22 protein-coding genes are annotated in these 25,372 nt (G+C 56.8%); 14 read left to right on the top strand and 8 right to left on the bottom strand.

All coding sequences use genetic code 11. The annotated features are described in order from the left end of the window. Positions 1 to 28: 28 nt before the first annotated feature. Positions 29 to 1,081: a Fe(3+) ABC transporter substrate-binding protein gene (locus IGS16_RS04460; RefSeq protein ID WP_297083657.1), complete on the bottom strand. Its 1,053-nt coding sequence runs from the start codon at positions 1,079 to 1,081 to the stop codon at positions 29 to 31. Between the two features lie 547 nt (positions 1,082 to 1,628). Between IGS16_RS04460 and IGS16_RS04455 the strand changes: the two genes are divergently transcribed. The 4 genes from IGS16_RS04455 to IGS16_RS04440 all read left to right on the top strand — a co-directional run bounded on the left by IGS16_RS04455 (position 1,629) and on the right by IGS16_RS04440 (position 6,868). Continuing rightward, positions 1,629 to 2,540 (top strand): hypothetical protein, encoded by a 912-nt coding sequence (locus IGS16_RS04455; RefSeq protein ID WP_297083655.1) that lies wholly within the window; start codon positions 1,629 to 1,631, stop codon positions 2,538 to 2,540. Positions 2,541 to 2,732: 192 nt separating this feature from the next. After that, entirely contained in the window at positions 2,733 to 3,209 is a 477-nt protein-coding gene (locus tag IGS16_RS04450) for a cupin domain-containing protein (RefSeq protein ID WP_367185724.1), read from the top strand. Positions 3,210 to 3,433: 224 nt separating this feature from the next. Beyond that, positions 3,434 to 4,594, top strand: a complete 1,161-nt coding sequence (locus tag IGS16_RS04445) for an ATP-binding protein (RefSeq protein ID WP_297083650.1) — start codon at positions 3,434 to 3,436, stop codon at positions 4,592 to 4,594. 570 nt (positions 4,595 to 5,164) lie between these two features. Further along, positions 5,165 to 6,868, top strand: coding sequence for an EAL domain-containing protein (locus IGS16_RS04440; RefSeq protein ID WP_297083648.1), 1,704 nt, complete (start codon positions 5,165 to 5,167; stop codon positions 6,866 to 6,868). A 211-nt stretch (positions 6,869 to 7,079) separates the two neighbouring features. Here the strand turns inward: IGS16_RS04440 and crtR are convergent, their stop codons facing one another. Then, the gene (crtR, locus tag IGS16_RS04435) at positions 7,080 to 8,096 is read right to left on the bottom strand and encodes a beta-carotene hydroxylase (RefSeq protein ID WP_297083647.1); all 1,017 of its coding nucleotides are present in this window, start codon (positions 8,094 to 8,096) and stop codon (positions 7,080 to 7,082) included. 625 nt (positions 8,097 to 8,721) lie between these two features. Between crtR and phoU the strand changes: the two genes are divergently transcribed. The 3 genes from phoU (at position 8,722) to IGS16_RS04420 (ending at position 13,138) form a co-directional block, all read left to right on the top strand. Then, positions 8,722 to 9,375: a phosphate signaling complex protein PhoU gene (gene phoU / locus IGS16_RS04430; RefSeq protein ID WP_172357681.1), complete on the top strand. Its 654-nt coding sequence runs from the start codon at positions 8,722 to 8,724 to the stop codon at positions 9,373 to 9,375. Positions 9,376 to 10,173: 798 nt separating this feature from the next. Next, the gene (locus tag IGS16_RS04425; protein ID WP_297083645.1) at positions 10,174 to 12,570 is read left to right on the top strand and encodes a ribonuclease R family protein; all 2,397 of its coding nucleotides are present in this window, start codon (positions 10,174 to 10,176) and stop codon (positions 12,568 to 12,570) included. A 4-nt stretch (positions 12,571 to 12,574) separates the two neighbouring features. Further along, positions 12,575 to 13,138: an AAA family ATPase gene (locus tag IGS16_RS04420; protein ID WP_297083643.1), complete on the top strand. Its 564-nt coding sequence runs from the start codon at positions 12,575 to 12,577 to the stop codon at positions 13,136 to 13,138. A 30-nt stretch (positions 13,139 to 13,168) separates the two neighbouring features. Here the strand turns inward: IGS16_RS04420 and IGS16_RS04415 are convergent, their stop codons facing one another. Further along, positions 13,169 to 14,278 carry a D-alanine--D-alanine ligase family protein gene (locus IGS16_RS04415; protein ID WP_297083642.1) on the bottom strand — a complete coding sequence of 370 codons (1,110 nt, stop codon included), beginning with the start codon at positions 14,276 to 14,278 and terminating at the stop codon, positions 13,169 to 13,171. Between the two features lie 147 nt (positions 14,279 to 14,425). Between IGS16_RS04415 and mazG the strand changes: the two genes are divergently transcribed. The 4 genes from mazG to IGS16_RS04395 all read left to right on the top strand — a co-directional run bounded on the left by mazG (position 14,426) and on the right by IGS16_RS04395 (position 17,387). Continuing rightward, positions 14,426 to 15,292, top strand: coding sequence for a nucleoside triphosphate pyrophosphohydrolase (mazG, locus tag IGS16_RS04410; protein ID WP_297083640.1), 867 nt, complete (start codon positions 14,426 to 14,428; stop codon positions 15,290 to 15,292). 293 nt (positions 15,293 to 15,585) lie between these two features. Beyond that, positions 15,586 to 15,816, top strand: coding sequence for a hypothetical protein (locus IGS16_RS04405; RefSeq protein WP_156435488.1), 231 nt, complete (start codon positions 15,586 to 15,588; stop codon positions 15,814 to 15,816). Next, complete coding sequence (locus IGS16_RS04400; RefSeq protein ID WP_297083636.1) at positions 15,782 to 16,201, top strand: type II toxin-antitoxin system VapC family toxin; 420 nt, start codon at positions 15,782 to 15,784, stop codon at positions 16,199 to 16,201. The genes IGS16_RS04405 and IGS16_RS04400 overlap by 35 nt, the downstream gene beginning before the upstream one ends. A gap of 205 nt (positions 16,202 to 16,406) precedes the next feature. After that, positions 16,407 to 17,387 carry a 2-oxoglutarate and iron-dependent oxygenase domain-containing protein gene (locus tag IGS16_RS04395; RefSeq protein WP_297083634.1) on the top strand — a complete coding sequence of 327 codons (981 nt, stop codon included), beginning with the start codon at positions 16,407 to 16,409 and terminating at the stop codon, positions 17,385 to 17,387. Here IGS16_RS04395 and IGS16_RS04390 read toward each other — a convergent pair. Both IGS16_RS04390 and IGS16_RS04385 read right to left on the bottom strand, forming a co-directional pair. Then, positions 17,384 to 18,397 carry a phosphodiester glycosidase family protein gene (locus IGS16_RS04390; RefSeq protein WP_297083633.1) on the bottom strand — a complete coding sequence of 338 codons (1,014 nt, stop codon included), beginning with the start codon at positions 18,395 to 18,397 and terminating at the stop codon, positions 17,384 to 17,386. The two genes, IGS16_RS04395 and IGS16_RS04390, sit on opposite strands and share 4 nt — an antisense overlap. Positions 18,398 to 18,484: 87 nt before the next feature. Then, a complete protein-coding gene (locus tag IGS16_RS04385) occupies positions 18,485 to 19,810 on the bottom strand; it encodes a phosphatidylserine/phosphatidylglycerophosphate/cardiolipin synthase family protein (protein WP_297083631.1) in 1,326 nt (441 codons plus the stop codon). Between the two features lie 231 nt (positions 19,811 to 20,041). On the opposite strand from IGS16_RS04385, the gene IGS16_RS04380 reads away from it, so the two are divergent. Then, positions 20,042 to 20,467 carry a hypothetical protein gene (locus IGS16_RS04380; RefSeq protein WP_297083629.1) on the top strand — a complete coding sequence of 142 codons (426 nt, stop codon included), beginning with the start codon at positions 20,042 to 20,044 and terminating at the stop codon, positions 20,465 to 20,467. 258 nt (positions 20,468 to 20,725) lie between these two features. Beyond that, positions 20,726 to 21,031 carry a peptidase gene (locus IGS16_RS04375; protein ID WP_068514085.1) on the top strand — a complete coding sequence of 102 codons (306 nt, stop codon included), beginning with the start codon at positions 20,726 to 20,728 and terminating at the stop codon, positions 21,029 to 21,031. Between the two features lie 116 nt (positions 21,032 to 21,147). Here the strand turns inward: IGS16_RS04375 and IGS16_RS04370 are convergent, their stop codons facing one another. Both IGS16_RS04370 and IGS16_RS04365 read right to left on the bottom strand, forming a co-directional pair. Further along, entirely contained in the window at positions 21,148 to 22,476 is a 1,329-nt protein-coding gene (locus tag IGS16_RS04370; RefSeq protein WP_297083627.1) for an ATP-binding protein, read from the bottom strand. Between the two features lie 8 nt (positions 22,477 to 22,484). After that, positions 22,485 to 23,162: a response regulator transcription factor gene (locus tag IGS16_RS04365; RefSeq protein ID WP_297083624.1), complete on the bottom strand. Its 678-nt coding sequence runs from the start codon at positions 23,160 to 23,162 to the stop codon at positions 22,485 to 22,487. A gap of 70 nt (positions 23,163 to 23,232) precedes the next feature. Between IGS16_RS04365 and ybaK the strand changes: the two genes are divergently transcribed. Next, on the top strand, positions 23,233 to 23,712 hold the full coding sequence (gene ybaK / locus IGS16_RS04360) for a Cys-tRNA(Pro) deacylase (RefSeq protein ID WP_297083623.1): 480 nt from the start codon (positions 23,233 to 23,235) through the stop codon (positions 23,710 to 23,712). Between the two features lie 134 nt (positions 23,713 to 23,846). On the opposite strand, the gene IGS16_RS04355 is transcribed toward ybaK, so the two are convergent. Continuing rightward, positions 23,847 to 25,361: a pitrilysin family protein gene (locus IGS16_RS04355; protein WP_297083621.1), complete on the bottom strand. Its 1,515-nt coding sequence runs from the start codon at positions 25,359 to 25,361 to the stop codon at positions 23,847 to 23,849. Positions 25,362 to 25,372 lie beyond the last annotated feature (11 nt).

Here is a 25,372-nt window from a genome sequence, read left to right as displayed (position 1 = left end):
CCGCTGCTCAACCCATCCAGTGCCAAATCTACGTCCAGCCGCCGCGATCCATAATCCGCAGTGCCTCGGCGTTGTTGCGTCCAAAGATGGCAGCGTTTAGCTCGTCTTCCTTGAACGTGCCAAAGCCAGCAACCACCGAATCTAGCGCCACGCCAGACAGCACAGGATATTCGTTATTGCCCTTGGCGAAGATCTCTTGAGCCTGACGACTGACCATGTGTTCAATAAACCGAATCGCGCCCTCGCGATTCTTAGCAGTCTTTAGAACGCCTGCACCACTGATATTGATATGGGTGCCGCGATCGCGCTGATTGGGGAAGAAAATGCCTACCTTGTTCACCACGTCCTGATCGGCGGGGTCAGTGGACTTCACCAGACGGGCAAAGTAGTAGGTATTGGCGATCGCAATGTCGCCCAGCCCCGCTGCAACTGCTTTAATCTGAGCCGTATCATTGCCTTCTGGCGGACGGGCAAAGTTTGCCACTAGCCCCCGCACCCAGGCCTCAGTTTCCTGCGGCCCGTGGACATGCAGAATTGATCCCGTAAGCGACTGGCTGTAGACATTGGTCGAAGATCGCGTCAACACCTTGCCGCGCCACTTAGAGTTGGTCAGGTCTTCGTAAGTGGAAAGATCAGCCGGATTCACACGCTCCTTGCTGTAATACAAAACCCGTGCCCGCTTGCTCAGCCCAAACCAATGGCCATCCGGCTCTCGCAGATAGCTGGGAATTGCCGCTTCCAGCGTCCTCGATCGGATGGGTTGCAAAATACCTTCCTGCTGCGCTCGCCAGAGTCGTCCTGCGTCTACAGTAATCAGCACATCCGCCGGACTATTTGCGCCTTCGCTCTTGATGCGCTCGATCAGTTGGTCGGCCTCGGCTTCTACTAGGTTGACCCGAAAGCCTGTCGCTTCGGCAAAGCTCTGGTAGAGGCTGTCATCAGTGTCATAGTGGCGAGATGAGTAAAGATTTACAACACCTCGGCTTTGTTGGGCTGTCGCACGGCGACCGAATTGCCCAACTGTGGCGGCGGCCAGGGCGCTACCCGTGGCGATAAAAACTCGCCGAGTCATTTTTCCCATAGGGACTTTCACTCCTGAAATTGAACTTAATGAACTTCGATGAGGGCCATATCGTCAAGCTGTGGACATTCTGCGATTTGAAATCAGACAGCCCAACAAGCGATTTTCATGCTTGGTCTCTTACTTAGCCTCTTAACTGACCTGTAATTGACCCGCTCTCAAAGGTCGCGTCTTAGACGATGTACCCGCTCGATCACGCTAGGCATCACCAAAGACAGAGTGTATTGTACATTTAATGAAAGCAATTCTCAATTGATCTGTAAAAATAACCAAAGTAGATGCATATAATTCCAGAGCAGGTTCCTTGGTTGAGTTGCAGAGAGAGTGCTAGAATGGCTTTTCTGTCAAGATTCAGGGCTATGCACATTCAGGAAAACTTCTAAGATTTAGCGATTAGAAGTGACAATAAGCCATAAAGATTATCATTTGCCGGCATAGACTATTTGTACGTTGGTTTGCAAGTTTTACCCGCTCTTGCAGCTCAGCTTGCGAGCGTCTTTAACGGATTTGTCGTATCTACCTGCTGTCTGTGTCTATCACTCTTCCCATGCCTAAAGCCCGCACCCAGCGCGATATGCCAGCACTGATGCAGGTTCTGTTTCGCCCGTGGCTGCTGATGTCGCTAGTGCTGCACGCGGGGCTGCTGGTGCTGCCGCTGCTGCCGGGAGACTCCGGAGCCGAGCCATCTCAGTCTCTAGAATCAGACAACTCAGCGCCTGACCCGCCAGAGCTTTCGGTTACCCTGTCGCCTACGCCAGCGATGGCTCCAGCGGCTACTCTGCCGGTGACTCCACCATCCCCCTCGCCTATCGCAACGCCTACTCCCTTGCCCAGACCCGAACGGGTTGTCGTGCCCCGCCCGACGACCGTGCCGCGACCGCCTGCCCCGGTGAGATTGCCCGCCCCAGCGCCAACCCAACCCCCCACGCCGTCGCCCCAGCCAACCCCAACCCCGGTCGCCAGCCCTGCGCCGCCAGCCGCTTCGCCAGCACCTACCGCCACACCGACCCCGACCCCCAGCCCGACTCTGGTGCCCATGCCCAGCCCCGCAACAGCTTTGCCAGAGGTTCAGGAGTCGCCCAGCCCGATTCCCTACGCAACCTTTCCCCATCCGGACGGGGCAAGGAATGACTGCGGCGGGTTTCTGAACTGCTGGCGGCTCTCGGATACAGACGGGCGACCGGTGCGGGCGATCGCCCGCGATCTGCAAGCCACACTCCAGACCCAGGGCTATCAAACCCAGCAGTTGGAACCCGCCGACGACACAGGTTCTAGCTTGTATCGAGTAACCCCGCCCGACGAGCCGCCCTACTATGTCAACGTCATTTCGACGTTTAACCAGGGCACGGTCTATCTGCTGACGGATGAACCCATGACCGCTGCTGAAATTGCCGACGTGCGAGAGGGTCGCGCCCCTGCCCCCGAATCGCCCGATGCGCCGCTGCCCTCATCCAACTGAAATCCTCCCTTCGGGTGATTCCACCCTTGTCGCGAGACAGGCAGTATAAGGACACCTTCCTCTCTTGCATGAGCCTTGCTACTCATGCTCCACATCCCCAGATACTTTTCAGTCCTTGCCTGAGGAGTGTCTGGGCTTTCCAATCTTTCCAAATCGCTTCAACCCAACCCTGCATCTATGTACCCTGCATCTATGCACATCGATCCTGAGCAGGTTCCTGCAAAAACCGGAACCGTCTATCCAGAACCGTTTAAGGCGCGGTTGGCAGGTCGCAGCAAACGACGCTTGGGAGATGCAGCAGGGCTAAAAAACTTTGGGGTGAACTGGGTAGCACTGGAGCCAGGGGCAATGTCGGCATTGCGCCACTGGCATCAGCGCCAGGATGAGTTTATCTACGTGCTGACGGGCGAAGTGGTGCTGATTACCAATGCAGGCGAACAAGTGCTGAAAGCGGGAATGGCGGCGGGTTTTCCCGCAGGTGAGGCAAACGGACATCATCTGGTGAACCGCTCGGCGGCCCTGGCAACGTATCTCGAAGTGGGCGATCGCACGCTGGATGACCAGGTTACCTATCCCGACGATGATTTGGTCGCCGCTGCGGGGGAGGCGGGCTGGATTTTTTTCCACAAGGATGGACGGCCTTACTCATCTCCTCTGTCGGGGGCTTGAGCTAGTCCGGAGGGGCGATCGCAGCCTCCGCTGGCAGGAACAGATTGAGGGACGGATTGAGGAACATCTTAAGAAACAAAGAAAAGATTCAAGAGGCTCACTGGATTCGTTCAACCTTTTTAGGTACGTAGCAAAAAAAATCTTGCGTTTGGTTGCTCGGTATACATATTTGGCAATTTCTGGGGAACGCTAATAGTTACCATTCATTTCTCGGTCAGTTCCCTGTGAAAACTGATTTACCAGACGCTTTATTGCAGACGCTGCAAGATCCCGATACGCAGTGCAATCTTCTGCAATCGGTGGTGCTTCACGCCAACGACTCGATTGTGATTACCAACGCAGAACCGATAGATGCGCCCGGCCCGCAAATTGTGTTCGTCAATGAAGCCTTTTGCCGCATGACGGGCTATCGGCCTGATGAGGTAATTGGCAAAACACCGCGCATCTTGCAAGGGCCCAAGACCGATCGGGCCGCCCTTAACCGTTTAAAGGACTCGCTGCGACGGTGGCAGCCCGCGCTGGTGGAACTGCTAAACTATCGCAAAGACGGCAGCGAATTTTGGGTTGAAATCAGCTTGGTGCCTGTAGCCAATGCCGACGGCTGGTATACCCACTGGATTGCGATTCAGCGGGAGACGAGCGATCGCAAGCGGCTGGAAACCGAGTTGCTGAAGACGCTGCAAAAAGAGCGAGAACTCAGCGAACTGCGATCGCACTTTGTCACCATGACTTCCCACGAATTTCGCACGCCGCTGACGGCGATTCTGACGGCGGCAGAAATGCTGGAATACTACGGTCGCCACTGGACAGAGGACGATCGGCTAGAGCAACTGCGGCTAATCCAAGTGACGGTGCATCGGATGACGCAAATGCTAGACGACATCCTGCTGCTGGATCGGGCGGATGCCCGCGATCTGCAACCTGCACCCGTTTGGTTTGACCCAGAAGCCTTTTGCGAGGCGCTGGTGAGCGAATGTCAGACCACCAGCGGCCGTAGCCATCGATGGGAACTGATCAACCACCTGACCCAGCGCAAGGTTTACCTCGATCAGGCACTTTTGCGACAGGTATTGCTCAATGTGCTGTCAAACGCGGTCAAATATTCTCCCGCCCATAGCCAGATTACGCTAGAGATGCGCGATCGCCCTGGAGGGATACAGTTTTCCATCCGGGATGAGGGCATCGGGCTGAATCCGCAAGACCAGTCCCGGCTGTGTGACCTGTTTTATCGCGGCAGCAATGTGGGTGCAATTCCCGGCACTGGGCTGGGCCTGGCGATCGCCAAGCGATGTCTGGACTTGTGCGGCGGCGAAATTAGCTTTGAAAATTTGCCTGAGGGAGGACTTCAGGTGGCGATCGCGCTGCCCTTTCACAAAACACTGTAATCCAGCGGATAGAGCGTTAAAAAGCCTGGAGTTTGGGCATCCTGAGAGAGTCCGAGTCCACACTTGGCTGACACTTTTAACCTTTATTTAACCTTTGGTTTTCTACCGCTGAATACTTAAACCTTCACATGAATTGAAGTCTTAAAGGACGAACCTGAATCTGCCTGTAACCCATGCATCCGCTCCCAGCAGGGCTGAATCTCCAAACTGGGGCGATCGCCGATCGAGGTAAATCGGACAATGGCCAGAGTAATTACTGAGGCAATCACCGGGGCAATCATTCGGGGCAATCACTGGGGCAATCACTGGGGCAATCACCGGGCGATCGCTCTAGTTCGAGTTTGTTGGTCTGAACATTTGCTCTAAAACATTTGCTCTAAAACACTTGCGCGGTTCAAGCATTTTGCATGGGCCGAGGCTGTGACACCGCTTTCGGCACAGGCAGCAGCCGATTGGACACAAACCCATCCGGTGTGCATCTCCAGGAATCCATTCGCAGTCACCCATTCGCAGTCACCCATTCGCAGTCCCCACAACGTACCCCATCCACTCAGGCCCTTCGGTTCAGTTATGGCAAAGATATTGGTCATCGAGGATGACTTAACCATTCGCACTGCGCTCCTAAAGATGCTGAGCGCAGAAAATTACGAGGCGATCGCCGCTCCAGAAGGGCAAACCGGGCTAACTCTCGCCCAAGGACACCGGCCAGACCTGATCCTGTGCGACATCATGATGCCCGGCTGCGACGGCTATGAAGTGCTGACCCAGCTCCAGCAAAATCCAGCAACGGCGGGCATTCCGTTTATCTTTCTTACGGCCAAGGCAGACCGTCAGGATATCCGCCAGGGCATGGCGATGGGCGCAGACGACTATCTCACCAAGCCCTTTACCCGGCAAGAACTGATGGAGGCGATCGCCACTCGGCTGAGCAAACACGCCAGCATCACCCAGCCCTACATTCAGGAAATGAAGCAGGCTGTTGATCGGCTCAACCAGATCGCCTACCGCGACCCCACGACCCAACTGGCCAACCGTATCCTGTTTCATCGTTGCCTTCAGGAGCATCTGGAATCGGCAGATGGGCTGGTGGCGCTGCTGCTGCTCAAACTCAACGCCAGTATGCCCGACGGTACACCGCTGGACGGAGCGATGACAGAGGCCCTAGCCGCAGCGACGGCAGCCCGCCTGCGTGAGGCGATTTCCCCAGAAGAGGCGATCGCTCGACTCAACAGCAACACCTTTAGCGTGTTTCAGTCCGTCGCCCACCGCCGCGATGCTGCCACGCTAGCGCAAACCCTGCTCAGCAGCCTGAACGAACCCTGCCTGATCGACAACGATACCTTACAACCCCAGCTTTGCGCTGGCATCGCCCTCGCCCCCGACAACGGAGCCACCGCCAGCGAAGTGACGGAACATGCCCGCCAAGCCCTGCAAACCGCCCATCGGCAGCCCGGCCGCTATCAGTTCTACAGCCTGGAGGTAGATGCTTGGAACAGCCAGCGAATCTGGGTACTCCAGCATATTGAACGGGCGATCGAGCAGGACGAACTGCGCCTACTGTATCAGCCCCAGGTCAACCTGATCAGTGGCCGCATCATCGGAGCAGAGGCACTGATACGCTGGCAGCATCCCGACGTGGGCATGGTGCATCCTGCCCAATTTTTGGCGGTCGCAGAAGAAACAGACTGGATCGTGAAAATTGGCGAGTGGGTGCTGAAGACGGCCTGCGGGTGCGCTGTGTGGTGGAAAGAGGCCGGGCATCCCGGCATGAAGCTGTCGATCAACCTGTCGGCGCGTCAGTTTCGCAAGCTCGACCTGCCAAAGGCGATCGCCCAGGCGACGGCACAAACCGGGTTCGACCCGCATCTCTTGGTGCTGGACATCACCGAGGCAACGCTGCACGAAAATCGGGGCGTTGATGGAAAAACCATGCAGGAACTTCAGCAGTTGGGGGTGCAACTGGCCCTGGATGACTTTGGCACGGGTTATTCTTCGCTTTATCATCTGCGACAACTGCCCCTCGACTGTGTGAAAATCGACCGCACCTTTGTAGCCGATCTGGGAGAAGACGAGGATGCGCTGTCCATTGCAAAAGCGATCGTGGCGATCGCCCAGTCTCTCCAAACACGGGCGATCGCCGAAGGGGTAGAAACCGACGCTCAGCTCAGCCTGTTGCGACAAATCGGATGCTACGCGGCCCAGGGAAACCGCTTCAGACCACCGCTCTCCGCCAGCGATCTCCAGCAGTTGCTCCAAACCAACCCGCGCTTATAGACAAACGTGCAGGCAGTCTAGCGGAAATGGGTTAGCGCCAGGTAGCGCATCAAAACTCGACGGAGCAGTGCGTCACGGCTCTGCCTAACAGTTCACGGTAGTCCTAAAAACGTCCTAAAAACGTAAGGATGGGCGGCGAACCAAGCTACCCATCCCTATTCCCAAAATTATTATCCTTCGAGCATCGCCAGCTTTGCCAACATCTAACAAGCTAGCGGGGCGTTGTGACTAAGGGCGGACTTTCCGAAAGATCCTCCCCTTCACTTAGCCCCCGATCCTGAGCGGAGTCGGCTAAGATGACTCCTCCGCCTTCAGGAGCCTTGGGAGCTTCGCTAGGATGGGCGGCCCCATGATGAAAGCGAATGCCCAGAAACAGATCGTAGACAAAGTTTAGAAAATCCTTCACCTTGAGCAGCCCAAGGGACTGATGACAGCCCTTCGCATCCAGCAGCGGACGGGTCGCATAATACGCCGCCTGGTAGTTATACCAGGGGATCGACGGCCAGAGGTGATGAATCAGGTGATAGTTCTGGCCCATGATCAGCACATTCAGCAGCGCCCCAGGATAAACCCGCGCATTTTTCCAGCGGTTGCGCTCCTGGAAAGGACGGTGGGGCAGATAGTCAAAGAATAGCCCCAGAGCCAGCCCCACGACTAGCGCCGGAGAAAACCAGAAGTTCATCAAGTAGCTCAGAAACCCATACTGCACCGCGTAATAGATCAGCAGCGCAACGGTGAGGCGGGCCAGAAACCATTCCAGAAGCTCATACTTGCGCCAGAGTTTGCGCTTGAAGAAGAAAATCTCGTGATAGAAGAACCGCGCAGCAATCAGCCACAGCGGCCCGCCCGTAGACACGAAATGGTCGGGGTCATTCTCCGGATCGTTCACGTTTGCGTGGTGCTGCATGTGCACTCGCGTAAAAACCGGGAACGAAAACCCCAGCATGAGCGCACTGCCATGACCCAGCACCGCATTCATCACGCGATTTCGATGCGCGACGTTATGGGATGCATCGTGAATCACAGTTCCCACTAGGTGCAGCGCCACGACATTAAGCACAAAGCACACCCACCCCAACCAATGCCAGCGCCAGTACCCACAAACCGAAAGCGTTGCCAGAACCACTGCGAGCAAAAAGATGAGCAGGGTTGGGTTGAATTTGCCGGGTGGGCCGAGAAGCTCTCTCGGGACGGTCGCGATTGTCAGGGGCTTAACGGCCTCCGACATGATACGTTCACTCCTCGATAAGTATCCTTCGGTAGTATAAGCCACCTAGCCGCAAGAATGAAGTTTTGTGAAATTAGCTCATCTGATTCATAGGTTAACCGCCTATCGCACTCCTTAATACATAGACCCTGACATAGACCCTGCGAGTCAGTTCCTGCTAAGTCTCGCGTTTTCCAAGTAATCAGGAGGAAGAAGCCCAAATCGCCTGAAAGGGTCGCCCGAAAAAGTGCCTGAAAGGGCTGCCGCTGGCATGACAGCCGATGTGGGGGTTACGCTGGGTGTAGCTTGGCAGTTGCCTGAAGTTTGGAGGAAGTTTGGAGGAAGTTTGGAGGCGATCGCCCCCTGTTTCCCATCTGCCGTTCCCCTGTCTCCCGAACAGGCCGGTTCCTCCAGTTACAACGTGTAACAAGGCGTAATAGGCTGTTTACGGCTGCCTCAAAGCCTTACTCCATCAAGGCTGGAGTGAGTCGAGCAGTGAATGGGGGTGCAACTGCAACGCAGGGCTGGTGTGCTACCAAACTGGCAGAACTGACAGGGATAGCTATACTGCTCTATTACAAGCGGATTCTCCATCTGGGAAAGCATAGCCGATTAGCATTCGCCGATTAAAGGTTGGTTTACGCCCTTGGATGTTTCAAGAACAACGCGAGCAAATTTTGAACGGCAGATCCGTGGGCTACAGCGCGACGTACTTCGCATGGGCGCACTGGTAGAGCATTCCTGTCTGCTAGCCCGAAAGGCGATGTTTGAGCGCGATTTGGATGCCGCTCGGCAGATCGCTATTCAAGACAAGCAAATCGACCAGTTTTATCGACAGATCGAGCAGGATTGTGTCAAGCTGATGGCGCTCCAGTCGCCAGTTACCCAAGACCTGCGGCTGCTGAGTGCGCTGATGCAGTTGGTGCGAGATTTAGAGCGCATCGGCGACTATGCCAAAGATCTGGGTGAGGTGGCGGTCAAGCTATTTCCCTACCCGACCCATCCCTGCATGGGGCAAATCCAGATCATGTCCGATCGGGCGCGGGCGATGCTAGCGATGAGTTTGGCGGCGCTGTCGAACCTGGATGCTGAGTCTGGGCTGGATGTGAAACATCGGGATGACGCGGTGGATTCTGACTATGAAGAGGTCTATGACCTGCTGGCGCATCAAACCAATGTGCAGGGCGTGATTGAACCCTATGTGCTAATGGTGTTGGCAATCCGCTACCTAGAACGAATGGCAGATCATGCGACCAATATCGGTAAGCGGGTCGCCTACGTGGTGACGGGAAAACGCTGAACGCCCAAACCTCAGGATTGCTGGATCGAGCAGCGCCCAAAAGCAGCATCTAAAACTAGCACCCGAAACCAGTAGCCGAAATTTGTTTGACACATGCGACTGGATGGGAAAGTATAAATACAATAGGTGGAATGTGGAAAACAACGGAGTTTCCACGTTTGCATCTGTTCTCTGCCTGAGCGAGCGTGTGTTTGAAGCGCCGACGCTTTTCTTGCTCTGCGGTGGGTGATGTTGGCACTGAACATCTTTCGGGTAAATGCCTGAGAGGGTTCGGTTTGGGCTATTCTGGCGGCTATCGAGTGAACGTTTCAGACCAGGGGCGATCGCGCTCTTTGTCTAACTGCCCGTGTTGCACCCAGTCTGCAAGATGTCTCGAATCTCCGGAGCAGCGTGGGCAGCTTTAGTGGACTGGCAACCGGACTGGACTAGCAAGCCGTGGCACGGATTGCAGCCGCACTAGCAGCGATCGCCCGTCAGCAGTTGCGTATCCATCGTATGGGTCGAATCTAGAGTTGCTTCAGGGCTTGTATAGGCTGTAGCCCCTGCCAGCGCTCTACTGCGGATGCCGTCTTCAGGTTATGAGCGGGTTCCGAAACTGCAAGCCCGTTTCGCGATGCGGTTGATGCAAGACGAAGAACGAAATGACCGCTAATCAGGCTTGAGGACTATCATTAACAGCGTTCGGTCGTGTTTGCCGCCGCAGCCGAGCGTTTTGCTTGGAACATCGAAGCGGGCTTTGACCGGGCAATGTTGCCAACCTACCCCTCCCAGGACTAGACGCAAGGATTAAGACGCTACATGGACTTTTCGATCGCCTCACTACTTTCCAACTTCCCAGACGACAAGCTGGTCGCTCCCAAGGCTCTAGAAAAAAAGCTGAACTGTGAAGACGATGCCAGCCTCCGCCGTTTGCAAATTGCGCTGGATGCCCTGGAAAAAATCGGCATTTTGGTGAAGGAGCGGGGCAAATATCGCCGCGTCTTTGAGGAGGACGTGGTGGAAGGGAAGCTGCGCTGCTCTAGCAAGGGCTTTTGCTTTGCAATTCAGGATGTTGAAGGGTCGGAGGATATCTACATCCGCGAGAGCCAGTTGAATACTGCCTGGAATGGCGATCGCGTCTTGGTGCGCGTGACCAAAGAGGGCAGCCGCCGCCGCAGTCCAGAGGGCGAAGTCCGGCTGATTTTAGAACGCTCCAATTCCTCCGTGCTAGCGCGGGTGAAAAAAACCGAGGACGGGCAGTATCGTGCCCTGCCGCTGGACGATCGCCTCTTGTTTGAGCTAGAGCTAACGCCCGATGGCGAACCGCTAGAGGAATCCGTCGATCAACTGGTGCATGTAGAAATTGCCCGCTATCCCCTGGGTCAGCATCCGCCCATTGGTCGAGTGGCTCAGATTTTGGGCAGCGATGCCCAGGCGGCCTCAGACATCGACATTGTGTGCTGCAAGCATGACCTGCCGCGCGGATTTTCGGAAGCTGTGCTGGAGGCGGCCAAAGCGCTCCCGACCAAGCTCCGCAAGACGGATTTTAAGAAGCGGCTGGATTTGCGGGAACAGTTGACCGTCACAATCGACGGGCCCGATCATCCCCATAGCCCAGCCATCGACGATGCCCTGAGTGTGGAAAAAGTGGGCGACGATGAGTGGCGCTTGGGGATTCACATTGCCGACGTGTCGTACTATATCGCAGCGCGATCGCCCGTCGATCTGGAAGCCCAGAAGCGCGGCACTTCGGTCTTTTTGGGAGAACTCGTCGTGCCCATGCTGCCGGAACATCTGCACCGCTGCTGTTCGCTGCTGCCCGGTGAAGACCGTCTGGCGATTTCGGTGCTAGTGACCCTAAACGCCGCAGGCGAAGTGCAGGATTTCGAGATTCAGCCCAGCGTGGTGCGGGTGGATCAGCATCTGGACTATCAGCAGGCCCAGGCGGTGCTGCTGCGAGACGACCCAGAAGCCGCCGCCGAAGCCCGCTACCCGTTGCCCTCTGCCAAGGAGCTAAAACACCTGGAACCCGTGTTTGAACTGGTGGACAACCTGTTTGCCATCAGCCAGGCCGTGGCGGCGCAGCGGCTGGCGCGGGGCGCGTTTGACCTGAACCTGCCGGAGAGCATCTTCCCCGACGAACACAATCCCGAACTGGGCAAATTCCTCTCGACCAATTTCCAATACGACGACGAGGGCGAACTGGGCGCAATGGTGGTGTCGTCGCTGCTGCCCGCCCGCACGATCGTAACGGAACTGATGCTGCTGGCGAATCAACTGGTGGCGCTGCATTTGCAATGCCTCCAGGTGCCCGCCATCTACCGGGTTCACCGCACGCCTGACCCGTCGGACGTGCAGGAATTGGTAAAGCTGGTAAACAACATGGACATCGAATACCAGCTTGAAGACGAAGAGGTGGTGCATCCCCGCGACTATCAGCGGCTGACGCAGCAATTTGCGGAGTCTCACGCCGAGCGGGTGCTGACCTATCTGCTGCTGGAGACGCTGAAGCCTGCGGTCTATAGCACCACGCCGGGGACTCACTTTGGGCTGGCGCTGGATAACGGCTACACCCATTTCACCTCGCCGCTGCGCCGCTATCCTGACCTGCTGGTGCATCGGGTGCTGCACGCGGTGTTTGAGCATGGGCGCGATCGCAAATCTACCCGCTCCAAAGACAAGGTGAACCTGTTTAGCAGCGAATGCCACGGCGCAATCGACTGGAAGGTGCTGCCGCCGGAGGTTCACGACGAGCTAGAGGAATATTTCAACAGCATCGTCAACCACCTCACCGAGCGCGAAAAGCTGGCGCAGGAGGCAGAATCTGACCTAGAGGGACTGAAAAAAGCCGAGTATATGCAGGAGCGCACCGGCGAAACCTTCCACGGGCTGATTACGGGGGTGCAGTCCTACGGTTTCTTTGTGGAAATCGAGGAACTGCTGGTGGAAGGGCTGGTTCACGTCAGTTCCCTGAAAGACGACTGGTACGAATATCGCTCGCGTCAGCAAAAGCTGGTGGGCCGCAAGAATCGCAAGCAATATCGACTGGGCGATCGCGTCGAGGTGCAGGTCAAGAGCGTAGATTACTACCGTCAGCAAATTGACCTGGTGGCGGTGGGCGGCGGCAGCGAGGCCACCGATGACGACGAGGAGGACTTGCTAGAAACCGAAGCTGACCTGCTGGAGACCGAAGATCTATCCGAGGAAGAAGAGTAGGTCGATGCACCGCTTTCAGCGGATTGTGATTGTTGGCACGAGCGGCACCGGCAAAACCACGCTGGCGCAGCAAGTAGGACGACAACTCGGCATCGCCCATATCGAGCTAGATGCGCTGCACTGGGAGCCGAACTGGACCGCTGCACCGTCGGAGGTGTTTCGGGCGCGGGTCGCTGAAGCGCTGACGGGCGATCGCTGGGTGGTCGATGGCAACTACAGCAGCGTCCGCGATCTGGTTTGGGGGCGGGCCGATACTATCGTGTGGCTGGACTATCCGTTTGGGCTGGTGCTGTGGCGATCGCTCCGGCGGGCAATTTGGCGCAGCACTTCGGGCGTAGAACTCTGGAGCGGTAACCGCGAAACCTGGCGGCAAACCTTTTTCAGCCGCGACTCCATTTTGCTGTGGGTGCTACGAACCTATCATCGGCGGCGACGCGAGTATCCGCTGCTGTTTTCTCAGCCAGAATATGCCCACCTCAGGGTGGTGAGAGTGCGATCGCCCCAAGAGACCAGAAGTTGGTTAATCGGGTTAGCAGGTGACGGAGTGATCGGTGGCGGGTTGCAATGACTCCAGCATAACCACCTGACCACCCGCTCCCTATCGCTCCTCCAGCGCCAGCTTCACCAGCCGATCAACCAGTTCTGGGAAGGGCACCCCGCTGGCAGCCCACAGCATGGGATACATGCTGGTGGCGGTGAAACCGGGCATGGTGTTGATTTCATTGATGAAGACCTCGCCTGTAGACTCGCAATAGAAAAAGTCCACGCGGGCCAGACCGGCTGCGTCTACGGCTTCAAAGGCGCAAATCGACATATCCTGAATCTGGCGGGCGATCGCCGCTGGCAAGTTTGCCGGGATATGCAGGTCTGCCAGACCTTCGGTGTATTTCGTCTCGTAGTCGTAAAAGTCGCTGCTGTAGGTGATCTCGCCCACGACCGATGCCTGGGGATGGTCATTGCCCAGCACGGCGCACTCCAGTTCGCGGGGTGAGGGCGCGGCCGCTTCCACAATCAGGCGGCGATCGTAGCTGGCGGCGCTGTCCAGGGCGGCCTCAAGCTGGGCGCGGGTGCGGACTTTGGCAATGCCGACGGAGGACCCCAGGTTAGCAGGCTTGACAAAGCAGGGATAGCCCAGTTCGGCTTCGATTTCATCACATAGCTTGGGAAAAACGCAGGGGTTGGAATAGACCTGCGATCGCCGCACGACCTTATACTTCACCTGGGGCAGCCCCGACTGAGCAAACGCCATTTTCATGGCGATCTTGTCCATCCCCAGCGCCGACCCCAGCACCCCCGACCCCACAAACGGAGCCTGCATCAGCGTCAGCATTCCCTGCACCGTGCCGTCTTCGCCGTTGGGCCCGTGCAGCACGGGAAACCACACGTCCACGCCGCTGACCTGCGCGGTCGATTGCCAGCGTTCTACTGCCGCCACCGTTGGCACTTGCAGGGCGCTGGTTCCGCCCGACGGGTCTGCCGGAGCGTCCGAACTGCCCAATTCCAGCGGCACTCCCGCCGATAGAACGTGAATAGCAGACTCTCCCGCCAGCCAGCGGCCGTCTTTCTGGATATACACGGGCGCAAGCTCGTAGCGGTCTGCGTTGGCGGGGTCGCTTAGTCCACGGGCGATCGCCTGTGCCGAGCGAATCGACACTTCATGCTCACCCGAACACCCACCAAACAGCAGCCCCACCCGCAACTTCGCCATTGCCTCGCCCTCGTTTAAAACTTGCAGAATCCGTTAATCGGAGATAGCGTATCATCTTCGCGGCGGTTTTAGGGCGATGACGTGCTGGGAGGACGGGCAGATGGGTTACAGTGACTCCAGCACTGCATCCCCTCTAACCCTCCAGATATGACCCAAACGCCCCTCGCCAACCCCGACCCCACCCTTGCCGCGTTGCAGCGACTGATCAACGTGGTGGCAACGCTGCGATCGCCCGACGGCGGCTGTCCGTGGGATCTGGCCCAAACGCCGGAGACGCTGATTCCCTATGTGATTGAGGAAGCCTATGAAGTGGTGGACGCGATTCGCCAGGGAAAACCGGAGGCGATCGCCGATGAACTGGGTGATTTGCTGCTGCAAGTAGTGTTGCAAGCGCAGATTGCGTCGGAGGCGCAGCAGTTTTCGCTCAAGGAAATTGCCGAGGGCATTACCGAAAAGCTGATCCGCCGCCATCCCCATGTGTTTGGCGAGGTGACGGTGGCAGATGCGAGCGAGGTCGTGCAGAACTGGGAGCAAATCAAAGCCGAAGAAGAAAAGGCATCGGGGATTGAACGGCTGACCCCCCGGCTGGAACGCTACGGGCGATCGCTCCCGCCCCTCACCGCAGCCCTTAAGATTTCCCAAAAAGCGGCCAAAGCCGGCTTCGAGTGGGACAGCATCGACGGCGTATGGGACAAGTTTCACGAAGAGCTAGAAGAATTTCGGCAGGCGATCGCCCACGAACCCAAAGCCAACCAGCAAGCCGAACTGGGCGACCTGCTCTTTACGTTGGTGAACCTCGCCCGCTGGCACGACCTCGACCCCGCCGAAGCCCTCCACAGCACCAACCAGCGGTTTATCCAGCGCTTTGCCTTAGTAGAAGAGGCAATTTTGCAAGAGAGCGATCGCCCTTCAGGCGGTACGGAGTACCCTCGCCCTTTGGCCGACTATTCCCTAGAAGAACTCGAAGCCCTCTGGCAATCAGCCAAAGCTCGCCTGAAGCAGCGCGAGAAATAAGTTATGGACTCGATAATTTCAAAATTTGTCTCTAGAGCGTGCAAAATTTAGGGCAACTGATTAAACTCAACGTCAGAATAGAGCAAGAAACCTTCTACTTTCCCAATTCACCTAAAAAGCGAAATATCACTTAAATGGCTGCACTTTTATCTTAGCCGCCCTCAATCCAATCCATATATCTTGGTACAGAGGTGACAAGCTGTACGTAAATTACGCAAATTGCTGTCATCAGAGACAACTGCTTTAGACATTTGAAGAAAAACGACAATTAGGTGAATCGATACTCAAAAGAAATGGAAACGATTCGACAGGTTGTGACCATAACCAGCGATCGCAAGATCGAAGTGACGCTGCCAGAGTCCGTACAGCCAGGACGGGTAGAAATCGTCATTGTGCTACAGCCGATTGCGGATGAATCTGTCTCTGTCCAGCCACCCAATTTCAAAGAGCTACTTGGCTTTTTGCCCAAACGGGTCGATCCGCTAGAATTTGAACGACAAATTCGAAATGAGTGGAACCGCTAATTCCTATTTGCTAGACACGAATATTTTCATCTATTACTTCAACGGTGAAGCTTTGCTAGAACCCCTGTTTGAAGATATTTTTTCAGGCAGGGCGATCGCCGCTTATTCTCCAATAACTTGGGTTGAGTTGCTTTGCTATCCCGCACTGACGGAAGCCGAAGCAGATCAAATTCGGTCATCCTTAAAAAGCCTAAAGCGTGTAGACTTGACAGAATCAGTTCTGGATACCGCTGCCCAAATTCGTCGAAGTGCGCGGATTACCTTACCAGACGCAATCATTGCCGCTTCTGCTCTCGAAACAGCGAGTCAACTCGTGACCAGAAATGTCGCAGACTTTGCGCGAGTTGAGAGCTTAACGGTACTGAATCCTTTTGCAGAAATTTAATTGCGGAAATCTAAGCTAGAGCGATCGCCCTTCAGGCGGTACGGAGTACCCTCGCCCTTTGGCCGACTATTCCCTAGAAGAACTCGAAGCCCTCTGGCAAACAGCCAAAGCTCGCCTGAAGCAGGGTTAAACTGACGCAAATGAAACAGTCGGGCGATCGCCCCGCCGCTATGCTGACGGTCAACCGTTTCGCTCAGAACCTCTGATGGTCACTTCTGTTCTCTCCCCCATCCACACAATTCCAGTGATTGACATTGGCGGGCTGCGATCGCCCGATTGGGCAGACCGCAAAGCTGTGGCTACCCACCTCCGCAAAGCCAGTCACGAGGTCGGCTTTTTTTACATTGCCAACCACGGCATCGAGGCTGCGCTCGTTGACCAGATCTTTGCCGAATCTCATCGCTTCTTTGCGCTGCCCGATGCAGACAAGCTAGAGATTTCGATCCAGCACTCCCCCATTTCTCGCGGCTACGAGCCTTTGAAGCACCAGACGCTCGATCTCAACGCCGCGCCGGATCTTAAGGAAAGCATTTATATCGGGCTGCATCGCGGCCCCGACGACCCGCTAGTACAGGCAAACACACCCAACCACGGCCCCAACCTGTATCCCCGCAATCTCCCCGGCTGGCGCGAAGCGGTAGAGCAATATTTCGATGCCATGCTGGACTTGTCTTACCAACTGATGCGGGGGCTGGCGCTCTCGCTCGACCTGGAGGAGCATCACTTCGACTCCCTGGCCAACGACCCCATGCCCATTTTGCGACTGCTGCACTACCCGCCCCATCCCGTACAAGCAGACGATCGCACTTGGGGCTGCGGCGCTCATACCGACTGGGGCTGCCTCACGATCCTGCTGCAAGACGCGGCAGGCGGGCTAGAGGTGCAAACCGCCAGCGGCGACTGGATTGCTGCCGAGCCGATTCCCGATACCTTTGTAATTAACATCGGCGACATGATGGCCCGCTGGAGCAACGACTACTATCAGTCCACGCCCCATCGCGTGGTGAACCGTTCGGGGGGCGATCGCTACTCCGTTCCCTTCTTTTTCGACATCAACTACCACGCGCTGGTCGAATGCCTGCCCACCTGCCAGAGCGAAACGAACCCGCCGAAATATCCGCCCATCATCGCAGGGGATCACATTGTTGAAATGTATCACAAGACTTACCAGCGAGTAATGGGTTAGCGATGAGGAATAGCGCCCTCTAGTCCCTGGGGCCTGCGGCGCACCCCCAGCACCGACTTCACCGGCCGCTGAATCGGGCTGCCCTGAGCATCGACGCGACCCAAGACGGTGTTCCCCCTGACGTACAGCGAAGCGGAACTGCCGCCATCCAGGTTCATCGCGTCTACCACACCGAGCGATCGCAGAAAGTTCGACAACTCTGCCAGCGACAGCCCAGAACTAGTCGGCGCGTTGGGGCGCTGAGCGGCCATCGCTAGCACAATATCTCCATTGGGCAAAATCCCGACGGCAGAGCGGGCATTGGGCTGGGTGCTGCCAATGGCATCGCGGCCTGTGGCGGGGTCGGCAAAGCCTTCGGCTTCAAGCGTTAGGTCTGGCAGCAGGCGCGGGCCACCGCCGATCGCGTCTTGCAGCGTACAGCCGAAAGGGACGGCTTCGGCATGAAGGGCGATCGCATAGTGGTCGCGTTCCTGCCCCGGTTGCCCACAGCGATAGCGGCGAAACTCCGAACGGTTCAGGATTTTGGGCAGGTAGGGCGTGAGGCTGGGGTTTTGCATGAGGCGATCGTTTTGACGCGGGTCGGCGACGAGTTGCCCGTTTTGCACCACATAGGAGGTGGTGAGTCCGTTCACCGGGTCAAAAAAGCCCGCGTTGATAGTGGCCACGGTTCCCGACTGTGCGGCAAACTGGGGCAGCGGCTGCAACGCTTGGGCGATCGCGGGCACAACCTCAAACGTGCGAATCGGCACTATCACCCAATGCACGTCCGCCGTGGGCAGCGCTTCTACGCGATATTGCACATCATGCTGGTCATGCTGCACATCTGGGGAAGCTTCTGGGGACGAGTCTGGGGCGAGTAGCGCTGATAAAGCGGATAAACCCGTCGGGCTGCCTGCGCCTGCAACAGGGCGATCGCACCCCGCCAGTCCGCCTGCTAGTCCAGCAGCTAGTCCGGCAGCCAGTCCGCCTGCCACCAGCCAGCCCAGCCATCGCCCTTGCCAAACTCTCATGCCTGCTAAATCTCTAAGGTTTAACCCCAATTTGCCTTGGCGTTGTGAAGCGATAGGGCTGACCTCAAGTTCCTGAGTCCCAGCCTATTACAGCAGATTTTTGAACAGCAGCACCACCCGTCCCGCGAGCTGGTCAAACAGGGGGCGATTTTGCCACTCGGCATAGGTGAGACACTGGCTATCGGCGATCGCCCCGATAAAGAACTGCTCCAGGTTTTGAGCCAGCGCCGGATAGCGCCCCGAAATGTTGAGTTCGTCATTGTGAAACGCACTGCGCGGGTCGAGGTTGGCGCTGCCCGTGCTGACCCAGGCCTCATCCACCAGAATTAACTTAGCGTGCATCATGCTGGGCTGATACTCGCAAATCTCCACGTCTGCTCGCAGCAGGTTGCCATATAGCTCTCGACTTGCCAGATGCACGAATTTTTTATCGGTCGCGTTGCTCATGGTCAACACGCGCACCTCAGCGCCGTTTTCGCGGGCGCGGATGAGTGCCTGGGCGATATTGCCATCGGGCACAAAGTAGGGGCTGGCAATCCATAGGCGATCGCGGGCTGCCAGCGCACTCAGTTGCACCAGCAGGCGAATCGACGACTCACTTAAACTAGACGTGCCGCTGGTGATGTATAGCGGGACTTCGCCTTCCGTCTGCACCGGGCTAATTTCCTGAGCCAAGTCTAAATCGCCGCCGCTATAGGCCCAGTGTTTCAGAAATTTGCCTTGCAGCAGCGTCACCACCTCGCCTTCGTAGGCCACTTCAAACTCTGCCCAGGGTGCAGTGTCGTGGTCAAATTCAGTGCCGTCCCAGTAGTCCGACACACCCGCCCCGCCGATCAGCACCTGCCGCCCGTCGATCATCAGCAGCTTCCGGTGCAGTCGCGAGTTGTACTTCAGGGGCGATCGCCAGTCGGGCGGCCGCAAAAAGCGCACCTCGATGCCCGCTGCCGTCAGCCGCTGCCAATAGTCGTCTGGCATCTGGGCTGTGCCGTAGTGGTCGAGCAAAAGCTGCACCGTCGTTCCCGCACCTGCCCGCTCGATCAGCGCTTCAGCAAACTCATCCGCCCGCCGACCCGGAGTCATAAAGTAGGTTTCAAACTGAATTAGCGACGTGGCCTGACGAATCGCGGCATTTCGGGCGGCGTAAATTTCATCCACAGATTGCCAAAACCCAACCATGCGCCCAGTGGTGGATTCTGCACTGGTTAACCCCTCCACGCTCAGGGTAAAGCGGGGATCGCTCAAGTCTGGTGCATTGGCGATCGCATATTCTGGCTGTGCCTCAAACACGCCCCGCAGGTATGCATAGCCGCCCGCCGTCAGCGCCAACAGCCCCAACCCCGCAGCCAGCCAGCCCCGCAGCCCAGCGAGAAGGGAAGATTGCTTTGGCCTCGGTGCCCTCTTGAAAATAGGCATAGTCAGGATATCAGGCAGCAGCGAGTCGATCTGTTTCTAAAATATCGGCTGGCGCAGGCCCGCCCTCTCTACCCCAGGGATAGCAAACAACTAGACAAGGGGCAGAGTCCGAGTTTCTGGAGTGCTGAAAGCGATCGCAGGGAGCGTTCGTCAGGCTACTCTTTCTCTTTCCGAGTTCTTTACCAGCGATTGCCTATGGTGTAGATGAACAAAGTCTGAGAGGAGTTTGAGATGCGTTTCTTAAATCGAACCGGTTTGATAGTCGTTGGTGCAGTCGGGCTGGTGGGCCTAGCCACGTTGGCGGGCTGCTCTACCCAGACTCAGGAAGCAGCGTCGGGACCACCTGCCACACCGTTAGAATCCCCTTCTCTCGCTGCTGCCGCAGACTATTCGGCGCTGACATCTGTTGTAGACAAGACAAGGGCTGCGATTGAAGCTGGGGATTTTGCAAAAGCTAAAGCCGAATTTGAAACCTTTGAGTCGGTTTGGGCCCCTGTAGAAGATGGCATCAAAGCAAAGTCATCGAGTGCCTACGACTCAATCGAGGAAAGCATGGACAAGGTTTCAGGCGCATTGAAGGCATCGCAACCCAACAAGGATGAAGTCCTGGCCGCCTTGAAGACAATGGACGAGGCGATCGCCAGCGTCTCGAAGTAATCGCCTTTTTCTTGCCTATCCAGAGTAAAGCGCGGAGGTAGTCACCATCGGGCCATGCTGCCTTCGCGCCATTTTTTTGCTCATTTCGTTTGCGACCGCTGCTACAGCATTTTTGAAGCTAGTGAGGCACACGGATGGCCAATAAGCCCTTGCCTCGTGAGGGCAGCATGTGCCTCACCCCGCAAGAAAATGCTGTATCTCTGCGATCGCTCCAACTTCTACCATTTCTGCAACCTCTCGAAGCCACAGGTAATTTCTATGAAACGAGCCTTCCGCAAATATCATCGACTGCTGGCGATCGCCCTCTGTTTGCCCCTAGGGTTAACGGTACTCAGCGGCATCGCCGTGACGCTAGTAGCGGAATGGGGCCTCGGTGGCGGGCTGATTTCTCGCAGCTTTTTACTCAGCCTCCACACTGGCGAAATCTTTCATCTAGAAGCAATTTATCCGCTCCTAGACGGAGTGGGGCTAGTGGGGCTGCTAGCCACTGGGCTAAGCATGACGGGGCTATTTCACAAAAAACACCCGACTCGCCTGGCTGGCTCCGCTCGGCACGACGATTAAACGGCCTACCCTTAAGGCGCAGGAGTTGATTCCTTGGGCACAGGAATTGATTCCTTGGTCACAGCCAGTGCAAAGAATCAACCAAAGAACTCAACTAACGAACTCAACTAACGAACTCAACCTTTGAAACTGTTGCAGGTCGGCAGGCGAACACAAAAGGTACTGCCGTTCCCCAACTGACTTTGGACGCTGATTTGCCCGTGGTGGGCGTGGGCAATGCTCTGGGCGATCGCTAGCCCCAGTCCTGTGCCCCCTTCTCGCTGCGATCGCGCCGGATCAGCCCGCCAAAATCGGTCAAATACATGGGGGATGTGTTCAGGTGCGATGCCCATGCCCGTATCACTCACATCGACCACCGCCCATCCGCCCTCTGAGCGAGATTTTACGGTGATTTTTCCCTGACTTGGCGTATATTGCACGGCATTGCTCAGCAGATTAGAAAACAGGCGACGAAGCTGGGTCGCATCGCCACGTATGATGCTGCAAGACTGAAGCGAAAACTGGAGGGCGATCGCCTTCGCGTCTGCCTGGGGCACAAAGCTATCGACCAGATCTTCTAGCAAGTCGTCTAGCGGAATGTCAGCCGCCTGGTTTGCGAGGGTTGTCAGATTGCCATCGTGCCGCGCCAGCAGCAGTAGATCATCCACTAGTTGCGTCATCTGGTCGGTGGCCGAGGCGATCGCCGCCAGCTTTTTCACATCAGCCGGATGCACCCGTTCTGGATGGCTCTGCATCACATCAATTGAGGTCTTGATACCCGCCAGCGGATTGCGTAACTCATGGGAAGCGTCGGCAGTAAACTGCTTAAGCTGCTGAAAGCTTTGCTCAATCGGTCGGAGTGCCTGCCGTGTAAGCCAACCGCTTCCGAGTCCGCTGCCCACCAGCGCCACCAGCCCCCCCAACACCAGCCCCGCCCGCAGTCGCGACAGTTCCGCCTCGGTGCTTTCGATGGACTCGCTGACTCGCACATAGCCTTGAAGGATTGTGTCGGCTGGTTTTAAGTGGCTGCGATCGCCTGTTGAGGGGGTGTAAACGGGCACAGTCAGCATCCAGCACTCGTCTGTCCGTAGCCAATCTGCAACTGGATCGAGCGGTAGGGCAAAGAAACTCCGTCCGGCTTGCCCCAGGCGATCGCCCTCCGCGTTAAACCATTCAATTCCCTGCGACGGCTTCCGCAAATCTTGCCACGGTAAATCCAGATCACCGTCATTGTCCAAAACGCGATCAGGCTGCATGGAAACAGCATCGCGCTGTTTGAGCAAATCAGGCAGGCTGTGGGCAGCAGCATCCGCCAGCAACATCAACTGGCGATCGCGCTCCTGCTTCAGACTATGCGACACAAACTGATACACGGCTGCTTCGGTTGCTGCCAGCGACAGTCCCAAAACCGCCAGCGACGACAGCAACAGTCGCCATTGCAACGCACGAAAAGCAGGACTGGTCATGCAGCGATTTATCCAGATTGCTTGAGTCGATATCCTAAACCATACACAGTTTCAATAAAATCTGACTCTGCCCCTGCTGCCATCAGCTTATGCCGCAGACTCCGCAGGTGAACCTTCACGGTCTCTTCGCCAGGGGGTTCTTCGGATGCCCAGAGGTGGTTCAAAATAACGCTGCGACTGAGAGTGCGTCCGCCGCTGCGAAGAAATAGCTCTAGCAGCCCATATTCCTTGGGGGTCAGTGCAAGGGGCTGCCCGTCGTAGCTTACCTCACAGGTTGCAGGGTTCAGACTCAGGCATCGCCACTCCAGCACAGGCGGTAGGGTGGCTCCGCTTCGCCGCAGCAGCGCTCGAATCCGCGCCAGCAATTCCTGCAAATCAAACGGCTTGACGACATAATCATCCGCGCCAGCATCCAGCCCGATTACCTTGTCGCTGCTGGTGTCTCGCGCTGTCAGCAGCAGCACTGGGGTCGAATCGCCGCTCTGGCGCATTCGCTGACAGAGTTCTATACCGCTTAGCCCTGGCAACATCACATCTAGCAGCACCAGACTATAGTCATATGCTTCGAGCAAGTCCCAGCCCATCGGCCCATCGGCAGCCAGATCGACAGCGTAGCCTTGGTCAGTTAGGGCTTCGGCGAGGGCTTGCGAAATTCGTTCATCATCTTCTACTAGCAGCAGTTTCATGTTAGGTACTAACAACCACCTCCAGAAAGTGACTCCTATCATAGAAAGACTGGCTAAGAACTGACCGGATATGAAGACCAACGCCGCCCGCACCCTGGATAAACTAGGCATTGTCTACGAGCTGCTGGAATACGAAGTAGACCCTGATGATCTAGCGGCGGAGTCCGTGGCGGCAAAGATCGGGCTGGAGCCAGAGCGCGTGTTCAAAACGCTGGTGGCCAGGGGCGATCGCACAGGCGTAATCCTCGCCGTCATTCCCGGCAACATGCACCTGAACCTGAAAGCGCTGGCCGCCCTCTCCGGCAACCGCAAGGTCGAAACCGTTCCCCTCAAAGAGGTGCAGCCGCTCACGGGCTACATTCGCGGCGGCGTGACGGCCCTCGCCTGCAAAAAGGATTATCCAGTTTATGTAGACGAACTGATCGAGCTATTCGACACGATCACCATCTCTGCCGGAATGCGCGGTCTGCAAATCTTGATTGCGCCCGCCGACTACATTCAGGCTGTGAGCGGAACCATCGGGGCGATCGCCCAGGATAAGGAGAGCTAAGGGAGGGAGAAGGAGAGAAGAACGAAGAACGAAGAACGAAGAACGAAGAACGAAGAACGAAGAACGAAGAACGAAGAGGTTCCGGTTTTCGTTTTTCATTTTTCGTTCTTCATTTTTCATTTTTCCCGTCTCTCCTACTGCGGGATCGTGATATCAATTGGCTGCGGGCTGCTCCCTAGTGTCGAAAGCGGCGGCTGGATTGCAGCGGCATTTCCCACCACCAGCGTCACTAGCTTATCGGGCTGGAGATAGGTCTGGGCGGCACGGAGAATGTCTTCGGCGGTGGTGGCTTCGACCTGCTTCTGATACTGGAAGATAAAGTCTTTGGGGTAGCCGTAGTATTCGTAGCGCATCAGGCGAGAGAGCGTCTGCCCCGGCGTTTCAAAGTTAAACACAAAGGCGTTGAGCGCAGAGTCTTTGGCCTGCTGTAGCTCGTCGTCGGCCACGGGCGTTGTGCGGACTCGCTCGATTTCTGCCTTGAGCGCCTGGATAAAGGGAACGGTGGCATCGGAGCGGGTCTGGCCGCCGCCCACAAACACGCCCGGATAGTCAAACTGGGGCGACCAGTAGGCATAAACCACGTAGGCGAGTCCTTGGCGCGATCGCACTTCGTTGACCAAGCGCCCGCCAAAGCCGTTTAGCACGTCGTTCAGCACGGTCATGGGGGCATAGTCGGGGTCAGTCAGCTTGCCGCCGAGGTGCCCAATCAGCACGCTGCTCTGGGTAAGCTGGGGCTGATCGACCAGAAAAATGCCGCCCGGTTGCGCTTGGGCCACCGCAGGTAGGGGGTTGAAGTCGGGATTGTCTAGCGCGGGGTTGCGGGTCCAGTCGCCAAATTGTGCTTCGATGAGCGATCGCATTTCGGCGCTGTCAAAGTCGCCCACAATCCCCAGCAGCATGTTGTTGGGATGGAAGTAGGTGCGATGATAGGCGATCGCATCTTCGCGTTGAATGCGGTCGAGGGTGGCGTATTCCGTCGTGCGGGCGTAGGGACTTTGCGGGCCGTAGATGAGCTTAAAAAATTCGCGGCGGGCAATGTCGTCAGGATCATCGTTGCGGCGGGCGATGAAGCCACGCCGCTGACTTTTCACTAGCGCAAACTTGTCGGGTGCAAAGGCCGGCTGGCGAATCACCTCGGCAAATAGCCCAAACACCTCCGGCAAATCTTCGCTGAGGGCATAGAAGCTGGCATTGCCCGACGCATTGCTGATGCCGGTTTCCACATAGGCAGCGCGGCTTTCTAGCAAGGTGTTCAGGGCATCGGGCGTGTGTTTGAGTGTGCCCCCACTTCGCATCACCTCGCCCGTAATGCCGCTCAGTCCTACCTTGTCGGCGGGTTCCCAGCGACTACCCACGCGAAAGAGGGCCGTGCCGCTAACGAGGGGCAATTCGTGGTCTTCGACCAGGTACACCATCAGCCCGTTGTCTAGCTGAAACTGGGTGTATTCCGGCAGTTGCACAGGCGGCAGCGGCGGAAAGGTGAGCTGGTCGTAGGGCAAGGCAGTCGCCGCCCGCACCGGATCAGGCGTGAGCCAGAGTCCTAGTAGCAGCAGTGGGGCGATCGCCCCCCAAGCCAGTCGTCGCAGCCATTTCGAGCGCAAGCCGAGCCGCCAGTTCGATCGCAAAGCCGTCATCCACACCTTCCTCATGCCCTTAATCC

The organism is Thermoleptolyngbya sp. C42_A2020_037 (assembly GCF_015272455.1).
In the GTDB taxonomy this organism is placed as follows: domain Bacteria; phylum Cyanobacteriota; class Cyanobacteriia; order Elainellales; family Elainellaceae; genus Thermoleptolyngbya.
Note: the sequence above shows the minus strand (reverse complement) of the source record. Positions and strands in the feature narration are given on the sequence as shown.